Origin of the sequence: uncultured Aquimarina sp. (genome assembly GCF_947495315.1) — a bacterium.
GTDB lineage: Bacteria > Bacteroidota > Bacteroidia > Flavobacteriales > Flavobacteriaceae > Aquimarina.
In genome coordinates this window covers 185,862-199,371 of the sequence record NZ_CANLYD010000009.1, presented here as the reverse complement: position 1 = coordinate 199,371, position 13,510 = coordinate 185,862, and the positions used below count along the sequence as shown (strand labels likewise).

Annotated in this window: 20 protein-coding genes; 8 read left to right on the top strand and 12 right to left on the bottom strand. The window is 32.7% G+C overall.

What is annotated here, in order from left to right; translation table 11 throughout:
* Window positions 1–8 precede the first annotated feature (8 nt).
* Window positions 9–443: a hypothetical protein gene (locus tag Q0910_RS16805; protein WP_299218944.1), complete on the bottom strand. Its 435-nt coding sequence runs from the start codon at window positions 441–443 to the stop codon at window positions 9–11.
* A 166-nt stretch (window positions 444–609) separates the two neighbouring features.
* Here Q0910_RS16805 and greA point away from each other — a divergent pair, with 166 nt between their 5' ends.
* The 3 genes from greA (at window position 610) to Q0910_RS16790 (ending at window position 2,016) form a co-directional block, all read left to right on the top strand.
* Entirely contained in the window at window positions 610–1,086 is a 477-nt protein-coding gene (greA, locus tag Q0910_RS16800; RefSeq protein WP_118460004.1) for a transcription elongation factor GreA, read from the top strand.
* A 121-nt stretch (window positions 1,087–1,207) separates the two neighbouring features.
* Window positions 1,208–1,597, top strand: coding sequence for an HIT family protein (locus tag Q0910_RS16795; protein WP_299218942.1), 390 nt, complete (start codon window positions 1,208–1,210; stop codon window positions 1,595–1,597).
* A gap of 2 nt (window positions 1,598–1,599) precedes the next feature.
* Entirely contained in the window at window positions 1,600–2,016 is a 417-nt protein-coding gene (locus Q0910_RS16790) for an acyl-CoA thioesterase (RefSeq protein WP_299218940.1), read from the top strand.
* A gap of 31 nt (window positions 2,017–2,047) precedes the next feature.
* Here the strand turns inward: Q0910_RS16790 and Q0910_RS16785 are convergent, their stop codons facing one another.
* The gene (locus Q0910_RS16785; protein WP_299218937.1) at window positions 2,048–2,404 is read right to left on the bottom strand and encodes a hypothetical protein; all 357 of its coding nucleotides are present in this window, start codon (window positions 2,402–2,404) and stop codon (window positions 2,048–2,050) included.
* Window positions 2,405–2,440: 36 nt separating this feature from the next.
* Entirely contained in the window at window positions 2,441–3,655 is a 1,215-nt protein-coding gene (locus tag Q0910_RS16780) for a HAMP domain-containing sensor histidine kinase (protein ID WP_299218935.1), read from the bottom strand.
* Window positions 3,656–3,792: 137 nt separating this feature from the next.
* On the opposite strand from Q0910_RS16780, the gene Q0910_RS16775 reads away from it, so the two are divergent.
* The 4 genes from Q0910_RS16775 (at window position 3,793) to upp (ending at window position 6,654) form a co-directional block, all read left to right on the top strand.
* Complete coding sequence (locus Q0910_RS16775; protein WP_299218933.1) at window positions 3,793–4,668, top strand: flavin reductase family protein; 876 nt, start codon at window positions 3,793–3,795, stop codon at window positions 4,666–4,668.
* Between the two features lie 8 nt (window positions 4,669–4,676).
* On the top strand, window positions 4,677–5,051 hold the full coding sequence (locus Q0910_RS16770; RefSeq protein ID WP_299218931.1) for a DUF3127 domain-containing protein: 375 nt from the start codon (window positions 4,677–4,679) through the stop codon (window positions 5,049–5,051).
* A 235-nt stretch (window positions 5,052–5,286) separates the two neighbouring features.
* The gene (aat, locus tag Q0910_RS16765; protein WP_299218929.1) at window positions 5,287–5,925 is read left to right on the top strand and encodes a leucyl/phenylalanyl-tRNA--protein transferase; all 639 of its coding nucleotides are present in this window, start codon (window positions 5,287–5,289) and stop codon (window positions 5,923–5,925) included.
* A 75-nt stretch (window positions 5,926–6,000) separates the two neighbouring features.
* The gene (upp, locus tag Q0910_RS16760; protein WP_299218927.1) at window positions 6,001–6,654 is read left to right on the top strand and encodes a uracil phosphoribosyltransferase; all 654 of its coding nucleotides are present in this window, start codon (window positions 6,001–6,003) and stop codon (window positions 6,652–6,654) included.
* A 2-nt stretch (window positions 6,655–6,656) separates the two neighbouring features.
* Here upp and Q0910_RS16755 read toward each other — a convergent pair whose 3' ends face one another.
* Together Q0910_RS16755 and Q0910_RS16750 are read right to left on the bottom strand one after the other, a co-directional pair.
* Window positions 6,657–7,220, bottom strand: coding sequence for a DNA-3-methyladenine glycosylase I (locus tag Q0910_RS16755; RefSeq protein WP_299218925.1), 564 nt, complete (start codon window positions 7,218–7,220; stop codon window positions 6,657–6,659).
* Window positions 7,221–7,259: 39 nt separating this feature from the next.
* Window positions 7,260–7,928 (bottom strand): DUF2306 domain-containing protein, encoded by a 669-nt coding sequence (locus Q0910_RS16750; RefSeq protein ID WP_299218923.1) that lies wholly within the window; start codon window positions 7,926–7,928, stop codon window positions 7,260–7,262.
* A 193-nt stretch (window positions 7,929–8,121) separates the two neighbouring features.
* Here Q0910_RS16750 and Q0910_RS16745 point away from each other — a divergent pair, with 193 nt between their 5' ends.
* On the top strand, window positions 8,122–8,733 hold the full coding sequence (locus tag Q0910_RS16745; RefSeq protein WP_299218921.1) for a thioredoxin family protein: 612 nt from the start codon (window positions 8,122–8,124) through the stop codon (window positions 8,731–8,733).
* Window positions 8,734–8,735: 2 nt separating this feature from the next.
* Here Q0910_RS16745 and Q0910_RS16740 read toward each other — a convergent pair whose 3' ends face one another.
* Genes Q0910_RS16740 through Q0910_RS16710 form a run of 7 tightly spaced genes read right to left on the bottom strand, consistent with a single transcriptional unit; the run spans window position 8,736 to window position 13,422 of the window.
* Entirely contained in the window at window positions 8,736–9,440 is a 705-nt protein-coding gene (locus tag Q0910_RS16740) for a hypothetical protein (protein WP_299218919.1), read from the bottom strand.
* 33 nt (window positions 9,441–9,473) lie between these two features.
* Entirely contained in the window at window positions 9,474–10,181 is a 708-nt protein-coding gene (gene truB, locus Q0910_RS16735) for a tRNA pseudouridine(55) synthase TruB (RefSeq protein WP_299218917.1), read from the bottom strand.
* A 9-nt stretch (window positions 10,182–10,190) separates the two neighbouring features.
* Complete coding sequence (locus Q0910_RS16730) at window positions 10,191–10,985, bottom strand: undecaprenyl-diphosphate phosphatase (protein WP_299218915.1); 795 nt, start codon at window positions 10,983–10,985, stop codon at window positions 10,191–10,193.
* A gap of 59 nt (window positions 10,986–11,044) precedes the next feature.
* Window positions 11,045–11,311 carry a DUF3098 domain-containing protein gene (locus tag Q0910_RS16725; RefSeq protein ID WP_299218913.1) on the bottom strand — a complete coding sequence of 89 codons (267 nt, stop codon included), beginning with the start codon at window positions 11,309–11,311 and terminating at the stop codon, window positions 11,045–11,047.
* The gene (locus Q0910_RS16720) at window positions 11,292–11,699 is read right to left on the bottom strand and encodes a hypothetical protein (protein WP_299218911.1); all 408 of its coding nucleotides are present in this window, start codon (window positions 11,697–11,699) and stop codon (window positions 11,292–11,294) included. Before Q0910_RS16720 ends, Q0910_RS16725 begins: the two co-directional genes overlap by 20 nt.
* 11 nt (window positions 11,700–11,710) lie before the next feature.
* A complete protein-coding gene (lgt, locus tag Q0910_RS16715) occupies window positions 11,711–12,538 on the bottom strand; it encodes a prolipoprotein diacylglyceryl transferase (RefSeq protein WP_299218908.1) in 828 nt (275 codons plus the stop codon).
* 5 nt (window positions 12,539–12,543) lie between these two features.
* Complete coding sequence (locus Q0910_RS16710) at window positions 12,544–13,422, bottom strand: permease-like cell division protein FtsX (RefSeq protein ID WP_299218906.1); 879 nt, start codon at window positions 13,420–13,422, stop codon at window positions 12,544–12,546.
* Window positions 13,423–13,510: the final 88 nt, after the last annotated feature.

Sequence of the window (13,510 nt, the reverse complement as noted above, 5' to 3'; positions counted from 1 at the left end):
TTAGTTATTTAATTAGAAATAACCAAAATATTTCCTTCTCTCCTGATTTGATATCTTAAAAGAGGATATCCACCTTCTCCTTCTAATTGTTGACCACTTATGATCTCATAGGCATTATCATTACCGCAATTTGATTCAGCTCGTATACCATTTATATTAAGGGCAGAACAGCTACTCGGGGTAATGTTAGGATCACTTAGTTCGAAAGCGGAATACAGCGTGTTATCTACATTGTATATAACAACACCTTTAATACCCACACCTTCAATTCTTATGTCTTCAGCATTTCCTGGAAATTTAAGACTATTAAATTGAGGTAAATCTAAATTGACGGTATGATTAAAACTTATAGATGGAAGATTGGGGTTGTTTGAGCGAGCGTCATCGCTGCTACACGAAAGTATAAACAGAGAAAGGCAAACTATTACTATTATTTTTTTCATTATTTTGAATTATTTATAAGAAAAATATGGTTGTGTAACCGAAGCATCATTTTTAAAAAGACCAAATTAAGTAAAAATGTGATTCGGTATTATTTTTTATTATATTTGTTTATAGTTAAAGTCCCATAGCCATGGGATTTTTTGTATTTATATAAACGATGAAGTTATGAGCAAAGTATCTTATTACACTGCAGAAGGGCTAAAAAAATTAAGAGACGAATTAAATAACCTGAAGGATATAGAGAGACCAAAAGCATCACAAGCGATTGCAGAAGCTCGTGATAAAGGTGATTTAAGTGAAAATGCTGAGTATGATGCAGCAAAAGAAGCACAAGGATTGTTGGAGATGAGAATTTCTAAATTAGAAGAAACCTTGTCAGGAGCACGCTTAATAGATGAATCTCAATTAGACACTTCGAAAGCATTAATACATTCTACGGTTAAAATTAAAAATCAAACGAATGGAGCGCAGATGACCTATAAATTAGTTGCACAGAGTGAAGCTGATATTAAAACAGGAAAAATATCTGTAGATTCACCTATTGGCAAAGGTCTTTTAGGTAAAAGTGTAGGCGAAGTTGCAGAAATTCAGGTTCCTAATGGAATTATGAAATTTGATGTTGTAGAAATTACACGAGAATAAAAAAATAACTTGTAGTTACGAAAAACCTTTCTTAAAAAAATGAGAAAGGTTTTTTTATGGCCTTGTTTTTGCCAGAAATACCCTATATTTCGTATCGATAACCCAACTAAAATTTTAACGAATGTCTACCCTATTCACTAAAATTATAAATGGCGAAATACCCTCTTATAAAGTCGCCGAAGACGCTAATTTTTATGCTTTTTTGGATATAAATCCTAATGCCAAAGGGCATACCTTATGTATCCCTAAAAAAGAAGAAAACAAAATATTTGATCTTGATGAAGAAACTTATATCGAACTAATGCGTTTTTCGAGAAAAGTTGCTAAAGCGTTAGAGAAATCCATAGTATGCAAGCGTGTAGGTGTTGCTGTGGTAGGTCTCGAAGTTCCTCACGTTCATGTACATTTAATACCACTTAATGACATGAAAGACATGACATTTCAGAATAAAGTATCAATGACAGCTGATGAGTTTAAGACATTAGCGACTAAGATTCAATCGAATTTGTAAAAATGAAGACCACTTCTGAATTTAAATTGTCATTGCAACTCAGAATTGATTGGAGTGAAATGGATACCTATCAGCATGTGAATAACGTAAATTTCATGAAATATATGCAAAGCGCTCGTGTTCAATTTTGGGAAGTATCTGGGTTAGCTAAATTGTATTCTGAAACAAAGAAAGGCCCTATGCTTGTATCTACAAAATGTGATTTTAAGCGTCCTCTGTTTTTTCCAGGAAATGTATTGATTAAGACAAAAGTAAGATTTATAAAGAACTCTAGTTTTGGATTGTATCACGAACTGTATAATGATGATGGTACTTTATGTGCAATCGGGAATGATGTGGCTGTTTGTTTTGATTTTAATATTGATAAAACCTTTATAATCTCTGATGAATTACGAGAAGTAATGAGTCAATATGTATAACAGTGATTTATAATACTTTAAGTTAGAGCTATTATCTAAAAAGTTCTGGATAATTTAGGAAAGCATATAAGGCAGCACCTATTATTAGAGCTAATAGAATTAAAAAATAGAATAACCCGGTAAATCGTATACCCGAAGGCTTAGAGTTTATCGTTTTTTTATGATAATTATAAACCCTCTCAATATCATCAGTCCAGCGCCCTGGAAAAATGACAGTCTCACATTTTTTACAATCCATACTTTCAATAATTTCACCTTTGGTCTTAATAAAAAGCTTGGATAGCTGCCTTTTTTGTTTAAATGATAATAATAGGCTTTCTGTAGAATAACATTCGGGACAGTTATTATTAAGCACAGCTTCTTTCAAAAGGATATACTCGGTTTTCACTTTGTTTATTTTTTACGTATAACGCTTATAAGAGGATTATGTTATAACTGACTCGTCTGATTTGCTCAAAGTAATCTGAAAAGTAGTGCCTTTGCTCATTTCTGATCTAAGTACTTTTATTTTACCAGAGTGATAGTCTTCAATGATTCTTTTGGCCAACGAAAGTCCAAGCCCCCAACCTCTGGTTTTGGAGGTATAACCAGGTTCAAAAATCTTAGTAAACTTGCTTTTGGGGATTCCTTTTCCGCTGTCGGTGATTCTTATAAACACACGTTTAGAGTCCTGAGATAGTCCAATGTTTAAATCTCCTTTTCCACGCATGGCATCAATTGCATTTTTTACCAGATTTTCTATGGTCCAGCTATATAGTTGAGAATTTAGATGAACCTGAATAGATTCTTCCGGCAAGTTGAGTGAAAAATTAATCAATTTGGAGCTTCTGGATTGTAAATAGGTATATGTCTCTTTTGTTTCTTTTACAATGTCTAGTTCTTCCAATTTAGGAATAGATCCTATTTTAGAAAAACGTTCGGTAATTACTTTCAATCTGGATATATCCTTTTCTATCTCTACGATATATTCTGGATTTACGTTTTCCACTTTTAGAATTTCATTCCAGCCAACTAAAGATGATAGTGGTGTTCCAATCTGATGTGCCGTTTCTTTAGCCATACCTGCCCAAAGTTTGTTTTGCTCACTAGCTTTGGAGGTAGTAAAAAAGAAATAAATAACTCCAATCAACAAAAAAATGATTAATGCGATAGCAATAGGATAATATTTTAATTTTTGTAAAATAGAAGAATTTCCATAGTAAACATATTGTACAGTCCCTTTTAGGTCTAAAACTATTGGTTCATTTTCAGACTTCATCTGTTCCAGATAATCTATTAATTCTTTTTCGGTAATATCATCTGGTAAATTTAGTGTCGATCCTGAAATATCAATACTCCCAGATTGCCCTTTGATAAAATCACCATTAGAGTTAGTAATGATTGTGGGAATGGTATTATTAGTACTGTTGATTAGATTCGATAACTCCAGGTAATCATCCAAATTAATATCATTAGATCCGTCTATTCCTGAGCTACTTAATGCCTTGAATGACTGAGCCCATACTTGCATTTTAGTGCTTTCATCTTTTTTTAATCGCTGAAGAAATATAGAGGTATTCCATAATATTAGGCCAGTAATCACAAGAACTGCAAAAATTATAAAATAACTAGCCAGATTACGTTCATCAGAAAAATTCATAGAAAATATGTGTTACCAAACCCTAAATATAAACGTTATAAAACTATTTTATTGTTTCTATTACAAGGTAAGTAAAACCAAACAATAGTATGTTGATACCTTTAAACTTTAATTATCTTTGTGTAATAGATTCATTTATGTTACGTATAGACCCATTAGAAGTTTCCACAGGAAAATTACACGGAATGATGCTGGGAGCTATTGGACCAAGACCAATAGCATTTGCAAGCACTATCGATAAGGAAGGTAGACCTAATCTTTCACCCTTTAGTTTTTTTAATGTATTTAGTGCCAATCCTCCGATTCTTATTTTTTCGCCAGCTAGAAGAGTTAGGGATAATACTATTAAGCATACACTAGAGAATGCAATAGCCACTAAAGAGGTTGTTATAAACGTTGTTAATTATGATATAGTACAGCAAATGTCTTTATCTAGCACAGAGTATTCAGAAGGAATTAATGAGTTTAATAAAGCTGGTTTAACTATGGTAGCTTCAGAAAAGATAAAAGCTTTTAGAGTTGATGAGTCACCGGTACAGTTCGAATGTAAGGTAAATCAAATAGTACCAATGGGAAAAGAAGGAGGAGCAGGAAATCTTATTATTTGTGAGGTGTTACTGATGCACGTCAAAGACGAGGTGCTTGATAATGATGGTAGGATTGATCAATATAAAATTGATCAAGTTGCTCGTATGGGAGGAAACTGGTATACAAGAGCCAATATGGGAATGTTTGAAGTTCCAAAACCATTAAGTACTGTAGGCATTGGTGTTGACTCGTTGCCTGAAAACGTAAAAAACAGTACCATATTTACAGGAAATGATCTTGGTAAGTTGGCTAATGTGGAAAGAATACCTACAAATGCTGAGGTCCAAGATTTTGTTAATAACAATAGTGATATTAAGGATAAAATTCAGGATGTTAACCTAATAGAAATTCATAAATTTGCACAGCAGTATTTAGATAAGGATGATATTAATACTGCCTGGAATATTTTAGCAGCAATACAATAATTAAAAAGATGGAAGTACAAGGTAAAGTAAAGATGGTCGGTGAAACACAAACTTTTGGAAACAATGGTTTCAGAAAACGTGAGGTAGTGGTTACTACAGAAGAACAATATCCACAACACATAATGGTAGAGTTTGTTCAGGATAAATGTGATTTATTAAACAACTTTCAGGTAGGTCAGGATGTGAAAATAAGTATTAATTTACGTGGTCGCGAATGGGTAAACCCACAAGGAGAGACTAAATATTTTAACTCGATTCAGGGATGGAGAATTGAGAGTTTACAAGCAGGAGCTCCTTCTGCCGCAGCTCCAATGCCTCCCGCTGATGCTTTTGAGCCGGCAACTGATTTAAAAGAAGAAGATCACGATGATTTACCGTTTTAGGTAAATCAATAAGTATAGATGTAACACTAAGCTGGTCTAAGTGTAAAGTAAAAAGTCCGATACAATGTATCGGACTTTTCATATTGTGGTTTTAGGTTAACCTTTTAAAAAAACTCAAAAAAGCAATGATGAACAAAATTTATCTTAAAAGGTTCTAACAAATATTGTGATTTTTTTGGTTAATTCAAACAACTAATTGATATTTAACGTTGTAGAAACTTTTTGCAATTTTCTTTTGTATATACTTAATCATTTCATAGACTTTCCACCTGTTTCTGACGCCAATGAAGATGGGTTGTTGGCATTAGGAGGAGATCTTTCTATTCCCAGATTATTGAGTGCGTATCATAACGGAATTTTTCCTTGGTATGATGAGGATCAACCTATTTTGTGGTTTAGTCCTGATCCCAGAATGGTGCTTTTTCCTGAGGATCTCAAAATAAGTAAAAGTATGCGACAGTTAATTCGAAAAAATTATTTTGAAATCACCTTTAATAAAGATTTTAAACAAGTTATTGATAACTGCGCTAGTATAAGTCGTCCTGATCAGTTTGGTACTTGGATCACATCAGATATGCAAGAAGCATACATACAACTTCATAAAATTGGGTATGCTATTTCTGTAGAAGTATGGAAAGACGAAGCAATTGTAGGAGGCTTATATGGTATATGGCTGGAGGAAAAGAAAGTATTTTGTGGGGAGAGTATGTTTTCTAAAGTAAGTAATGCTTCTAAATATGGATTTATTAAACTAGTGGAACGTCTAAAAGAAAAAGGAGTAAAATTGATAGATTGCCAGGTCTACACAGATCATTTGGCTAGTTTAGGAGCAAAAGAAATTTCTAGAGATGCTTTTATGGAATTTTTAAAGTAGTTTTATACATAATAAACAAGTTTAGAACAATCCTCAGAGAATTAGACCCTCAATGAGGGTTAAATTTTATCATCAATGATTATTCACAACCTCGAAACTGAAAACTCTATTTTAAATCAATTTATTAGCGAAATTAGAGATACTACTATACAAAAAGATACCATGCGTTTTAGAAAGAATATAGAGCGTATTGGAGAGGTTTTGGGTTATGAATTAAGCAGAACATTAGAATATACTTCAAAAACTGTTAAGACGCCTTTAGGAACTAAAGAAATTTCGGTACCGGAGAAAGGGTTGGTGTTGTGTTCTATTTTGCGAGCAGGTTTGCCATTGCATCAGGGACTTCTCAATTATTTTGATACAGCAGAAAATGCTTTTATTTCAGCATATAGAGATCATTCTGGCGATAGTGATGATTTTGAGGTCGTTGTCAATTATTTGGCATCACCTTCTTTAGAGAATAAAACATTATTGTTAGCAGACCCGATGCTTGCCACCGGAAAAACTTTAGAGAATACCATTAAGGCTATGAAAAACCATGGAGAACCTAAACAGATTCATATAATTTCTGTTATTGGTTCTACTGAAGGCGTTGAGTATATTAAGGACGTTTTTCCTAAAAACACACATCTTTGGATTGCAGCTATTGATAAAGAATTAAGTAGTAGAGGTTATATAATACCAGGTTTAGGGGATTCTGGAGATTTATCTTATGGAGTAAAGTTGTAGTGTTAGACCTCTTTGTATCTAAAACATTCAATAGTGTGGTCATTAACCATGCCAATAGCTTGCATAAATGCGTAGATAACTGTTGATCCTACAAATTTAAAACCCCTCTTTTTTAAATCTTTACTAAGCAGATCTGAGATTTCTGTAGTGGCAGGACAATCTTTATGATGTTTCCATGTATTTACAATAGGTTTTCCATCTACAAATCCCCATATATAAGAATCAAAACTACCGAATTCTTTTTGGATTTTCATGAAATTTTGGGCGTTGCTTATTGCAGAATTAACCTTTAGTTTGTTTCTAATTATACCAGCGTTTTGCAACAATTCTTCTTTCTTAGCATCATTGTATTGAGCAACAATTTTATAATCAAAATTATCAAAAGCAAGTCTAAAGTTTTCTCGTTTTCTAAGAATTGTGATCCAGCTTAATCCCGCCTGAAAAGTTTCCAAAATAAGGAATTCAAACAAAAGGCGTTCATCGTGCAATGGGACTCCCCATTCATTATCGTGGTAAGATTCATATAAAGAATCACCGATACACCACCCACATTTATGTTTTTCCATAGATAGCAATTTCTTGTTGATTTACTTTTTAAAAATAAACTATTTTGATGTATCTATTGGACTCAGTTGTAATTTGTTTTTATGTTTTTTATTTATTTTCCTTATCCAATACCATATATAGATTCCTCCTAAGATTCCTGGAATAAACCAACCATAAAAACTAGGAAAAGATTGATTCACCACTACAAACGCAGTTGCAGCAGAAATATAACCACCAATCATATTCACTAGGTGGAGTTTTAGCCATTTATCTTTTAGTTTTTCGGGATGAGCGTATAATCTTAAACGGCTTAAAGGAAATATGAATCCAACAATCCCAAAAACTAAAAGTACAATATTGATGGTAGGGTAGTTTATTAGAGCATATATAATCATGCCTAGAGAAACAAATAGCATAATTGAAGAGATAAGCTTATCAATTTTTAAATTATGATTATTTTTTTTTAACTGCAGTGATCTATATCCAGTAATAATAAAATAGGAGCTAAATAATCCTACAGCAAACAGAAATGGACTCTCGTGGTTTGGTAGAAAAGCTATTGTCATTGCAGAGATTGCAGAAGAAAGCATCGTATAGTAAAATAGCAAACCAGCTTTTTTATGAGTGTTATTTCCTTTTTTAGCAATTAAAGAGACCAATCCAGAAAGTAAAGCTATTCCTCCCAATCCAGCGTGTATATAAATGAATATAGTAATAATTGATTCCATAAATGATAGCAGGTTTTTTATTTAAATCAAAGATGTGTTTTATTATGTTGTAATGAAATATAATATTACTTAAATGAAGAAAATAGTGGACGAATTGTATTTTTGATCTTTTATTTTCTTATTCACTTGAAAATTGAGCTGTGTAAGTTTTAAGAATATATATCGTCCTATAGGATAGGATATAAATAAAATTATGGAAACGACTACAATGACTATAAACGAATTAATAGAAGAAGGAATAAGTAATTCATATTCCTATGAAGAATATAGAAATACGGTAAGCAATCTGTTGTCTGAAGGCAAATCTACAGGACATGAGCAATCAGAAGCGCTTACGAATTATAGTATGCTGAATGATCGCAGAATGAAGCGTTTGGATAAAACGTTAAAAATTAATGGAGCTATTGCAGAAGCGTTTTCCAGTGCTGCAACCAATATTATTTGGTTGGTCCTTACTGAGGGTTGGTGTGGTGATGCGGCGCAGTCATTACCAGTAATTAATAAGCTTTCTGAAATGAATGAAGGGATTGATTTAAGAATTATATCCAGAGATGAGCATGATGAGTTGATGAATAATTTTCTTACGAATGGAGGAAAGTCGATTCCAAAACTAATAGCATATAATAAAGAAACTCAGGAAGTAGTGAATACTTGGGGGCCAAGACCGTCTGTAGCTACGAAAATGGTAAATGATTACAAAGAAACGCATGGTGGCTTAGATCCAGAATTCAAACAAGATTTACAGGTTTGGTATAATAAAGACAAAGGAAACAATATAGCTGAAGATTTGGTAAAACTAATATAAGGTTAACCTCCGTAATTAAAGTAATATGTGATATAACCTTTTTGTTCTTTCATCCCGGAAGATGAAAATAATGCATCTTGTGCATAGTCTAATGCGTTATCAAAAAGACACTCGTTTCTGGTTGTAGATTTCTTTTTGTCAATCTTGGCATCAATAACATAACCGTTCTGATTTACCTCGATTTTTACCACTACTTTTCCGCTTCCGTTACAAGTGTAAATAGGATTAGGGATATCTTTCTTTTCTCTACCTTTTAATGTAAAAGTAACAGAGCTATTTCTATTGTTAACTTCTTCAGTTATTGGTTTTTCTTCTTTTTTATCCTCAGGAACTTCTTCGGTAGTGATATCTTCGTTGATAGCCTCTTGACCTTCTGCTAATTGTTCATTATTGGAAGTTTCTTCTGTTGCCTCTTCTGTCTCGGTAAGAGACTTTATTCTTTGTTCAAAATCTTCTGAATCCTCAAAATCTTCATTAAATGCATCATGAGTTCTTTTAGAAGCAATGAGTTCTCGTTCTTCTTCTGGTGTCGCTTCAGGTTCTTCTTCCTTAGTAAGTTCCTCCATCAATTCTTCTGGAATTTCCATCAGAATTTCGGATTGCTGTTTTTTCTTTTTCACCATATTAATATTATAGAGTGACAACACAAAAATACCCATTAGCATGGATGTGATAATTAAAGCTTTATGTTTTTCTATAAATTCCATAGGTATCTATAACTTCTTTTTTTCTACAATATTTTATGTAGTTTCAATTTCTGCGTGCAACTGATTTTCAAATACTTCTGGGCTAATTGCTTCATCCACAGAGAATTCTCCTATTTTGGTTCTTCTTAAAACACTTAAATGTCCTCCGCTTTGTAATGCTTTGCCAAAATCGTGTGCCAATGATCTAATATAAGTTCCTTTTCCACAAACTACTCTAAAATCTACTTCTGGTAACTCTATTCTGGTAATTTCGAAAGTCGAAATAATAATTTTTCTTGATGGTATTTCTACTTCCTCTCCTTGACGAGCATATTCGTATAATCGTTTTCCGTCTTTTTTTAAAGCTGAAAAAACCGGAGGATATTGTTCAATCTCACCAATAAATTGTTTGGTGGTTGTTTTTATAACCTCTTCAGAAATATGATCAATAGCAAAAGTTTCATCGATTTCTGTTTCTAAATCATACGAAGGAGTAGTTGCTCCTAATGTAATGGTTCCGGTATATTCTTTAGTCTGTCCCATAAATTCTTGTATACGTTTTGTGAATTTACCAGTACAGATAATCAGTAATCCAGAAGCAAGAGGATCTAGTGTTCCTGCGTGTCCTACTTTTATTTTTTTTATCCCAAAATTTTTACGAATTAACCAGCGTAGCTTATTAACAACCTGAAAGGATGTCCATTGTAGAGGTTTATCGATCAAAAGAATTTGACCATCTTTATAATCTTGTTCGGTTAGCATTATTGGGGACTATTTAATAAAACCAAAGATGATGGCTACAACGCCAACAACAATACAATATAAGGCAAAATATGATAATTTACTCTTTTTTACCAAGGAAATCATCCAAGTACAGGCAAAAAGACCAGAAATAAACGCTGCGATAAACCCTAGAATCAAAGGTGTACTACTTTCTGGAGAAACAGTAAGATCTCCGCTTAAAAGGTCTTTACCAATTTTACCGAAAATTAAAGGAATCACCATTAGAAATGAAAATCTTGCTGCTTTGGTCTTGTCATTGCCTAGTAACACAGAAGTCGAAATAGTAGCGCCACTTCTCGAAATTCCAGGTAACATAGCTATCGCCTGAGCAATTCCGATAACAAATGCATTAGAAGTCGTAACTATTTTTGCTGTGTTTTTGGCTTTATCAGCTAACCATAGTAGGATAGCAGTGATGATAAGCATAAAGCCTACGAACATGATGTTTCCACCAAAAAGTTGTTCTAATTGTTCTTCAAAAAATAAACCAATAAGAACAGCAGGAATCATAGAAACGATAATTCTTAAAGAGAACATCGTTTCATCATTTTTTTTGAATTTCAGAAGTCCTTTAATAATCTCCCAGATGTCTTTTCTGAAGACTACTATAGTGCTAAGTGCTGTCGCAAAATGTAAAACAACCGTAAAAAGTAGTGATTCTTCAGGTACACTTTGATCCCCTAGAATAGCTTTTCCTAATTCTAAATGACCACTAGAAGAAACAGGAAGAAACTCTGTAAGTCCTTGAATAACGCCTAAAATAATTGCATCAATAATCTCCATAATGAAAGATTTCTAAAATTCGATGCAAATATATAATTACCAGAAGATAAATTGTTTAATTACTGATTTTTCTTCTTATCAGGGTTTAATAAAATAGCATACACTTCTATTCCAAAACCAATTAAAACAACCGTAGGTGCTAGTCTAATTCTTCTAAAATTGTAGATATCTGGGTTAAAGACATTAGGGTCATCACTTCCTCCTCCAGCCATAAGAATAAATCCTAAGGCAATTACAGCAATGCCTATCGCCATTACTACATAGTTCTTTTTTCCAAAAACGAAATCTGGTTTATGCGGTGCGCTGTTATTGGATTGTTTGCTCATGAATGTCGTTATTTATTTCATTAAAAATCACCCGATCTTCGATCATTAATTTGGATATATGTCCCATAATCTTGTCGCGTGTAAATATAGTCCATCTATGAATAGGATACAAAGTAACCTTTTTATTTAGGATTTCTTTTTGTAAATTTTCTATAGTGAGTCCTTGTTCCAAGCCGCGATTGATATAATAGTAATGACTGTCATTTTCTAACGTTATGGCAATATCAAAACCACTTCCTTCTTCAATTTTTGTAACAATACCTGTAATTTCTATGACTTCATCCGGCTGTACATTGCGGATAGGCTTAAATGTCTGAATCATTATCCACATAAAAATAATAAACAATACAGCGGATATAGAAAAAAATATTTTACCGGTTTTTTGCATAATTATTAACGTTAAGAAGTTACAGCTTCTTTTTTCAATATTCTAAGTGTTACTAAAATAACTCCCACTAAGATAAAAGGAATACTTAACAATTGCCCCATATTTAATACCATAGTATCTTCAAAAGCTACCTGATTTTCTTTAGAGAATTCGATAATGAATCTTGCAGAGAACATTAAAATTAAAAATATCCCAAAAACCACCCCATTTTGATGAAAGAAATTCTTCTTTTTGTTAAGATACCAGAGTATAACAAAGATAGCTAGAAAAGAAAAGGCTTCATATAATTGAGTTGGATGTCTGGCGATTAAATCATCCTTTACGAAAACTACTCCGTAATTACTATTTGTAGGTTTTCCATAGATTTCAGAATTCATAAAATTCCCAAAACGAATAAAGGCACATCCAATTGGGGTGACTATGCTTACTTTATCCATAATCCATAAGAAGGGAGTTTTGGTCTTTATGACAAACAATGTGATAGCAATCAAAATTCCGATTGCACCACCGTGACTAGCCAGACCGGCAAAACCTGTGAAATTCCAACCTTCTGATGATATTTTGAATGGAAGGAAAATTTCTAAAGGATGTTGCGAGAAATATGCAAAATCATAAAATAAACAATGCCCTAATCTTGCTCCAATCAAAGTGCCAATAAATACGTAATTAGTAAGAGTATCTAGATTTTTTAATGGAATGTTTTCTGAAAGAAATATCTTTTTTAGAACGGTATAACTTAACAATAATCCGGTAACAAAAAATAATCCGTAATATTTTATTGGAAAAACACCAAAGAGAGTAGTAATTTCCGGATCAACGTTCCAATGCAGTGGTTCCATAAATCCTAATAATACAATTCATCAGTTCTGAGATTCAGAAAACGTTGTGTGGCAAAATATGTACTTATCCAAGTAATTAGGACACCAACTCCAAAAACTCCTCCAAATAAACCAATAAGTAATATTTCATCACTAAGTAATGCCAATTCCGGAAAAGCTTTATCTAGATAGTATAAAACGACTCCAACTCCGATAAGAGCGACAATGGCTCCGATCATTCCCAAACGGACACTTTTCCATACAAAAGGCCTGCGAATAAATCTTTTGGTTGCGCCTACCATTTGCATGGTTTTAATAATAAAACGTTTAGAGTATACAGAAAGTCGGATGGAGCTATTAATCAGAAGTACGGCGATAAAAGTAAAAATTCCACTAATCAACAAAACCCAAAAACTTATTTTTTTGATATTATCATTTAATAAAGAGATCAAAGGTTTGTCATACGCTACTTCATCTACAAAATCTTTTTTAGTAATAGATGCAGTAATTTCATCAATCTTTACTTGATCTACAAAATCAGCTTTTAGATACACATCAATTGAATTCTGAAGTGGATTGTATCCAAGAAAATCCATAAAATTCTCTCCAATATCTTTACTATGTTCTTCTGCAGCTTCATCTTTAGATATATAGGTCGTTGATTTTGTGTATTCTGCTAGCGCTAGACTTTTCTCCATTTGTTTGATTTCAACTTCTTTGGCAGTGTCCTTTAGATAAATAGTAAGTGCAATTTTTTCTTTGAAATGATCTGCAACTTTTTTTGTGTTTAATACCAAAAGTCCTAGTAAACCTAATAAAAAAAGTACCAGAGAAATACTAATAACCACAGAAAAATACGAGGAAATTAGTCTGCGTTTCTGATATTTTTCAAAAGATGAACTCATAAAAATTTGTTTTGCAGGTAAAAATAATAAAGTTAATGAGACTTTTAATTCTAAAATGTATCTCATTTCAGAATTAATCTCACTGTAG

What these genes read in the sequence shown, in the direction of transcription:
- Q0910_RS16775 (WP_299218933.1), top strand. Translation starts at nt 3,793, where the DNA reads ATGTTACGTATAGACCCATTAGAAGTTTCCACAGGAAAATTACACGGA.
- Q0910_RS16795 (WP_299218942.1), top strand. Translation starts at nt 1,208, where the DNA reads ATGTCTACCCTATTCACTAAAATTATAAATGGCGAAATACCCTCTTAT.
- Q0910_RS16755 (WP_299218925.1), bottom strand. Translation starts at nt 7,220, where the DNA reads ATGGAAAAACATAAATGTGGGTGGTGTATCGGTGATTCTTTATATGAA.
- Q0910_RS16710 (WP_299218906.1), bottom strand. Translation starts at nt 13,422, where the DNA reads ATGAGTTCATCTTTTGAAAAATATCAGAAACGCAGACTAATTTCCTCG.
- Q0910_RS16745 (WP_299218921.1), top strand. Translation starts at nt 8,122, where the DNA reads ATGGAAACGACTACAATGACTATAAACGAATTAATAGAAGAAGGAATA.
- Q0910_RS16780 (WP_299218935.1), bottom strand. Translation starts at nt 3,655, where the DNA reads ATGAATTTTTCTGATGAACGTAATCTGGCTAGTTATTTTATAATTTTT.
- greA (WP_118460004.1), top strand. Translation starts at nt 610, where the DNA reads ATGAGCAAAGTATCTTATTACACTGCAGAAGGGCTAAAAAAATTAAGA.
- Q0910_RS16750 (WP_299218923.1), bottom strand. Translation starts at nt 7,928, where the DNA reads ATGGAATCAATTATTACTATATTCATTTATATACACGCTGGATTGGGA.
- Q0910_RS16770 (WP_299218931.1), top strand. Translation starts at nt 4,677, where the DNA reads ATGGAAGTACAAGGTAAAGTAAAGATGGTCGGTGAAACACAAACTTTT.
- Q0910_RS16805 (WP_299218944.1), bottom strand. Translation starts at nt 443, where the DNA reads ATGAAAAAAATAATAGTAATAGTTTGCCTTTCTCTGTTTATACTTTCG.
- truB (WP_299218917.1), bottom strand. Translation starts at nt 10,181, where the DNA reads ATGCTAACCGAACAAGATTATAAAGATGGTCAAATTCTTTTGATCGAT.
- upp (WP_299218927.1), top strand. Translation starts at nt 6,001, where the DNA reads ATGATTATTCACAACCTCGAAACTGAAAACTCTATTTTAAATCAATTT.
- Q0910_RS16720 (WP_299218911.1), bottom strand. Translation starts at nt 11,699, where the DNA reads ATGCAAAAAACCGGTAAAATATTTTTTTCTATATCCGCTGTATTGTTT.
- Q0910_RS16730 (WP_299218915.1), bottom strand. Translation starts at nt 10,985, where the DNA reads ATGGAGATTATTGATGCAATTATTTTAGGCGTTATTCAAGGACTTACA.
- Q0910_RS16790 (WP_299218940.1), top strand. Translation starts at nt 1,600, where the DNA reads ATGAAGACCACTTCTGAATTTAAATTGTCATTGCAACTCAGAATTGAT.
- lgt (WP_299218908.1), bottom strand. Translation starts at nt 12,538, where the DNA reads ATGGAACCACTGCATTGGAACGTTGATCCGGAAATTACTACTCTCTTT.
- Q0910_RS16740 (WP_299218919.1), bottom strand. Translation starts at nt 9,440, where the DNA reads ATGGAATTTATAGAAAAACATAAAGCTTTAATTATCACATCCATGCTA.
- Q0910_RS16725 (WP_299218913.1), bottom strand. Translation starts at nt 11,311, where the DNA reads ATGAGCAAACAATCCAATAACAGCGCACCGCATAAACCAGATTTCGTT.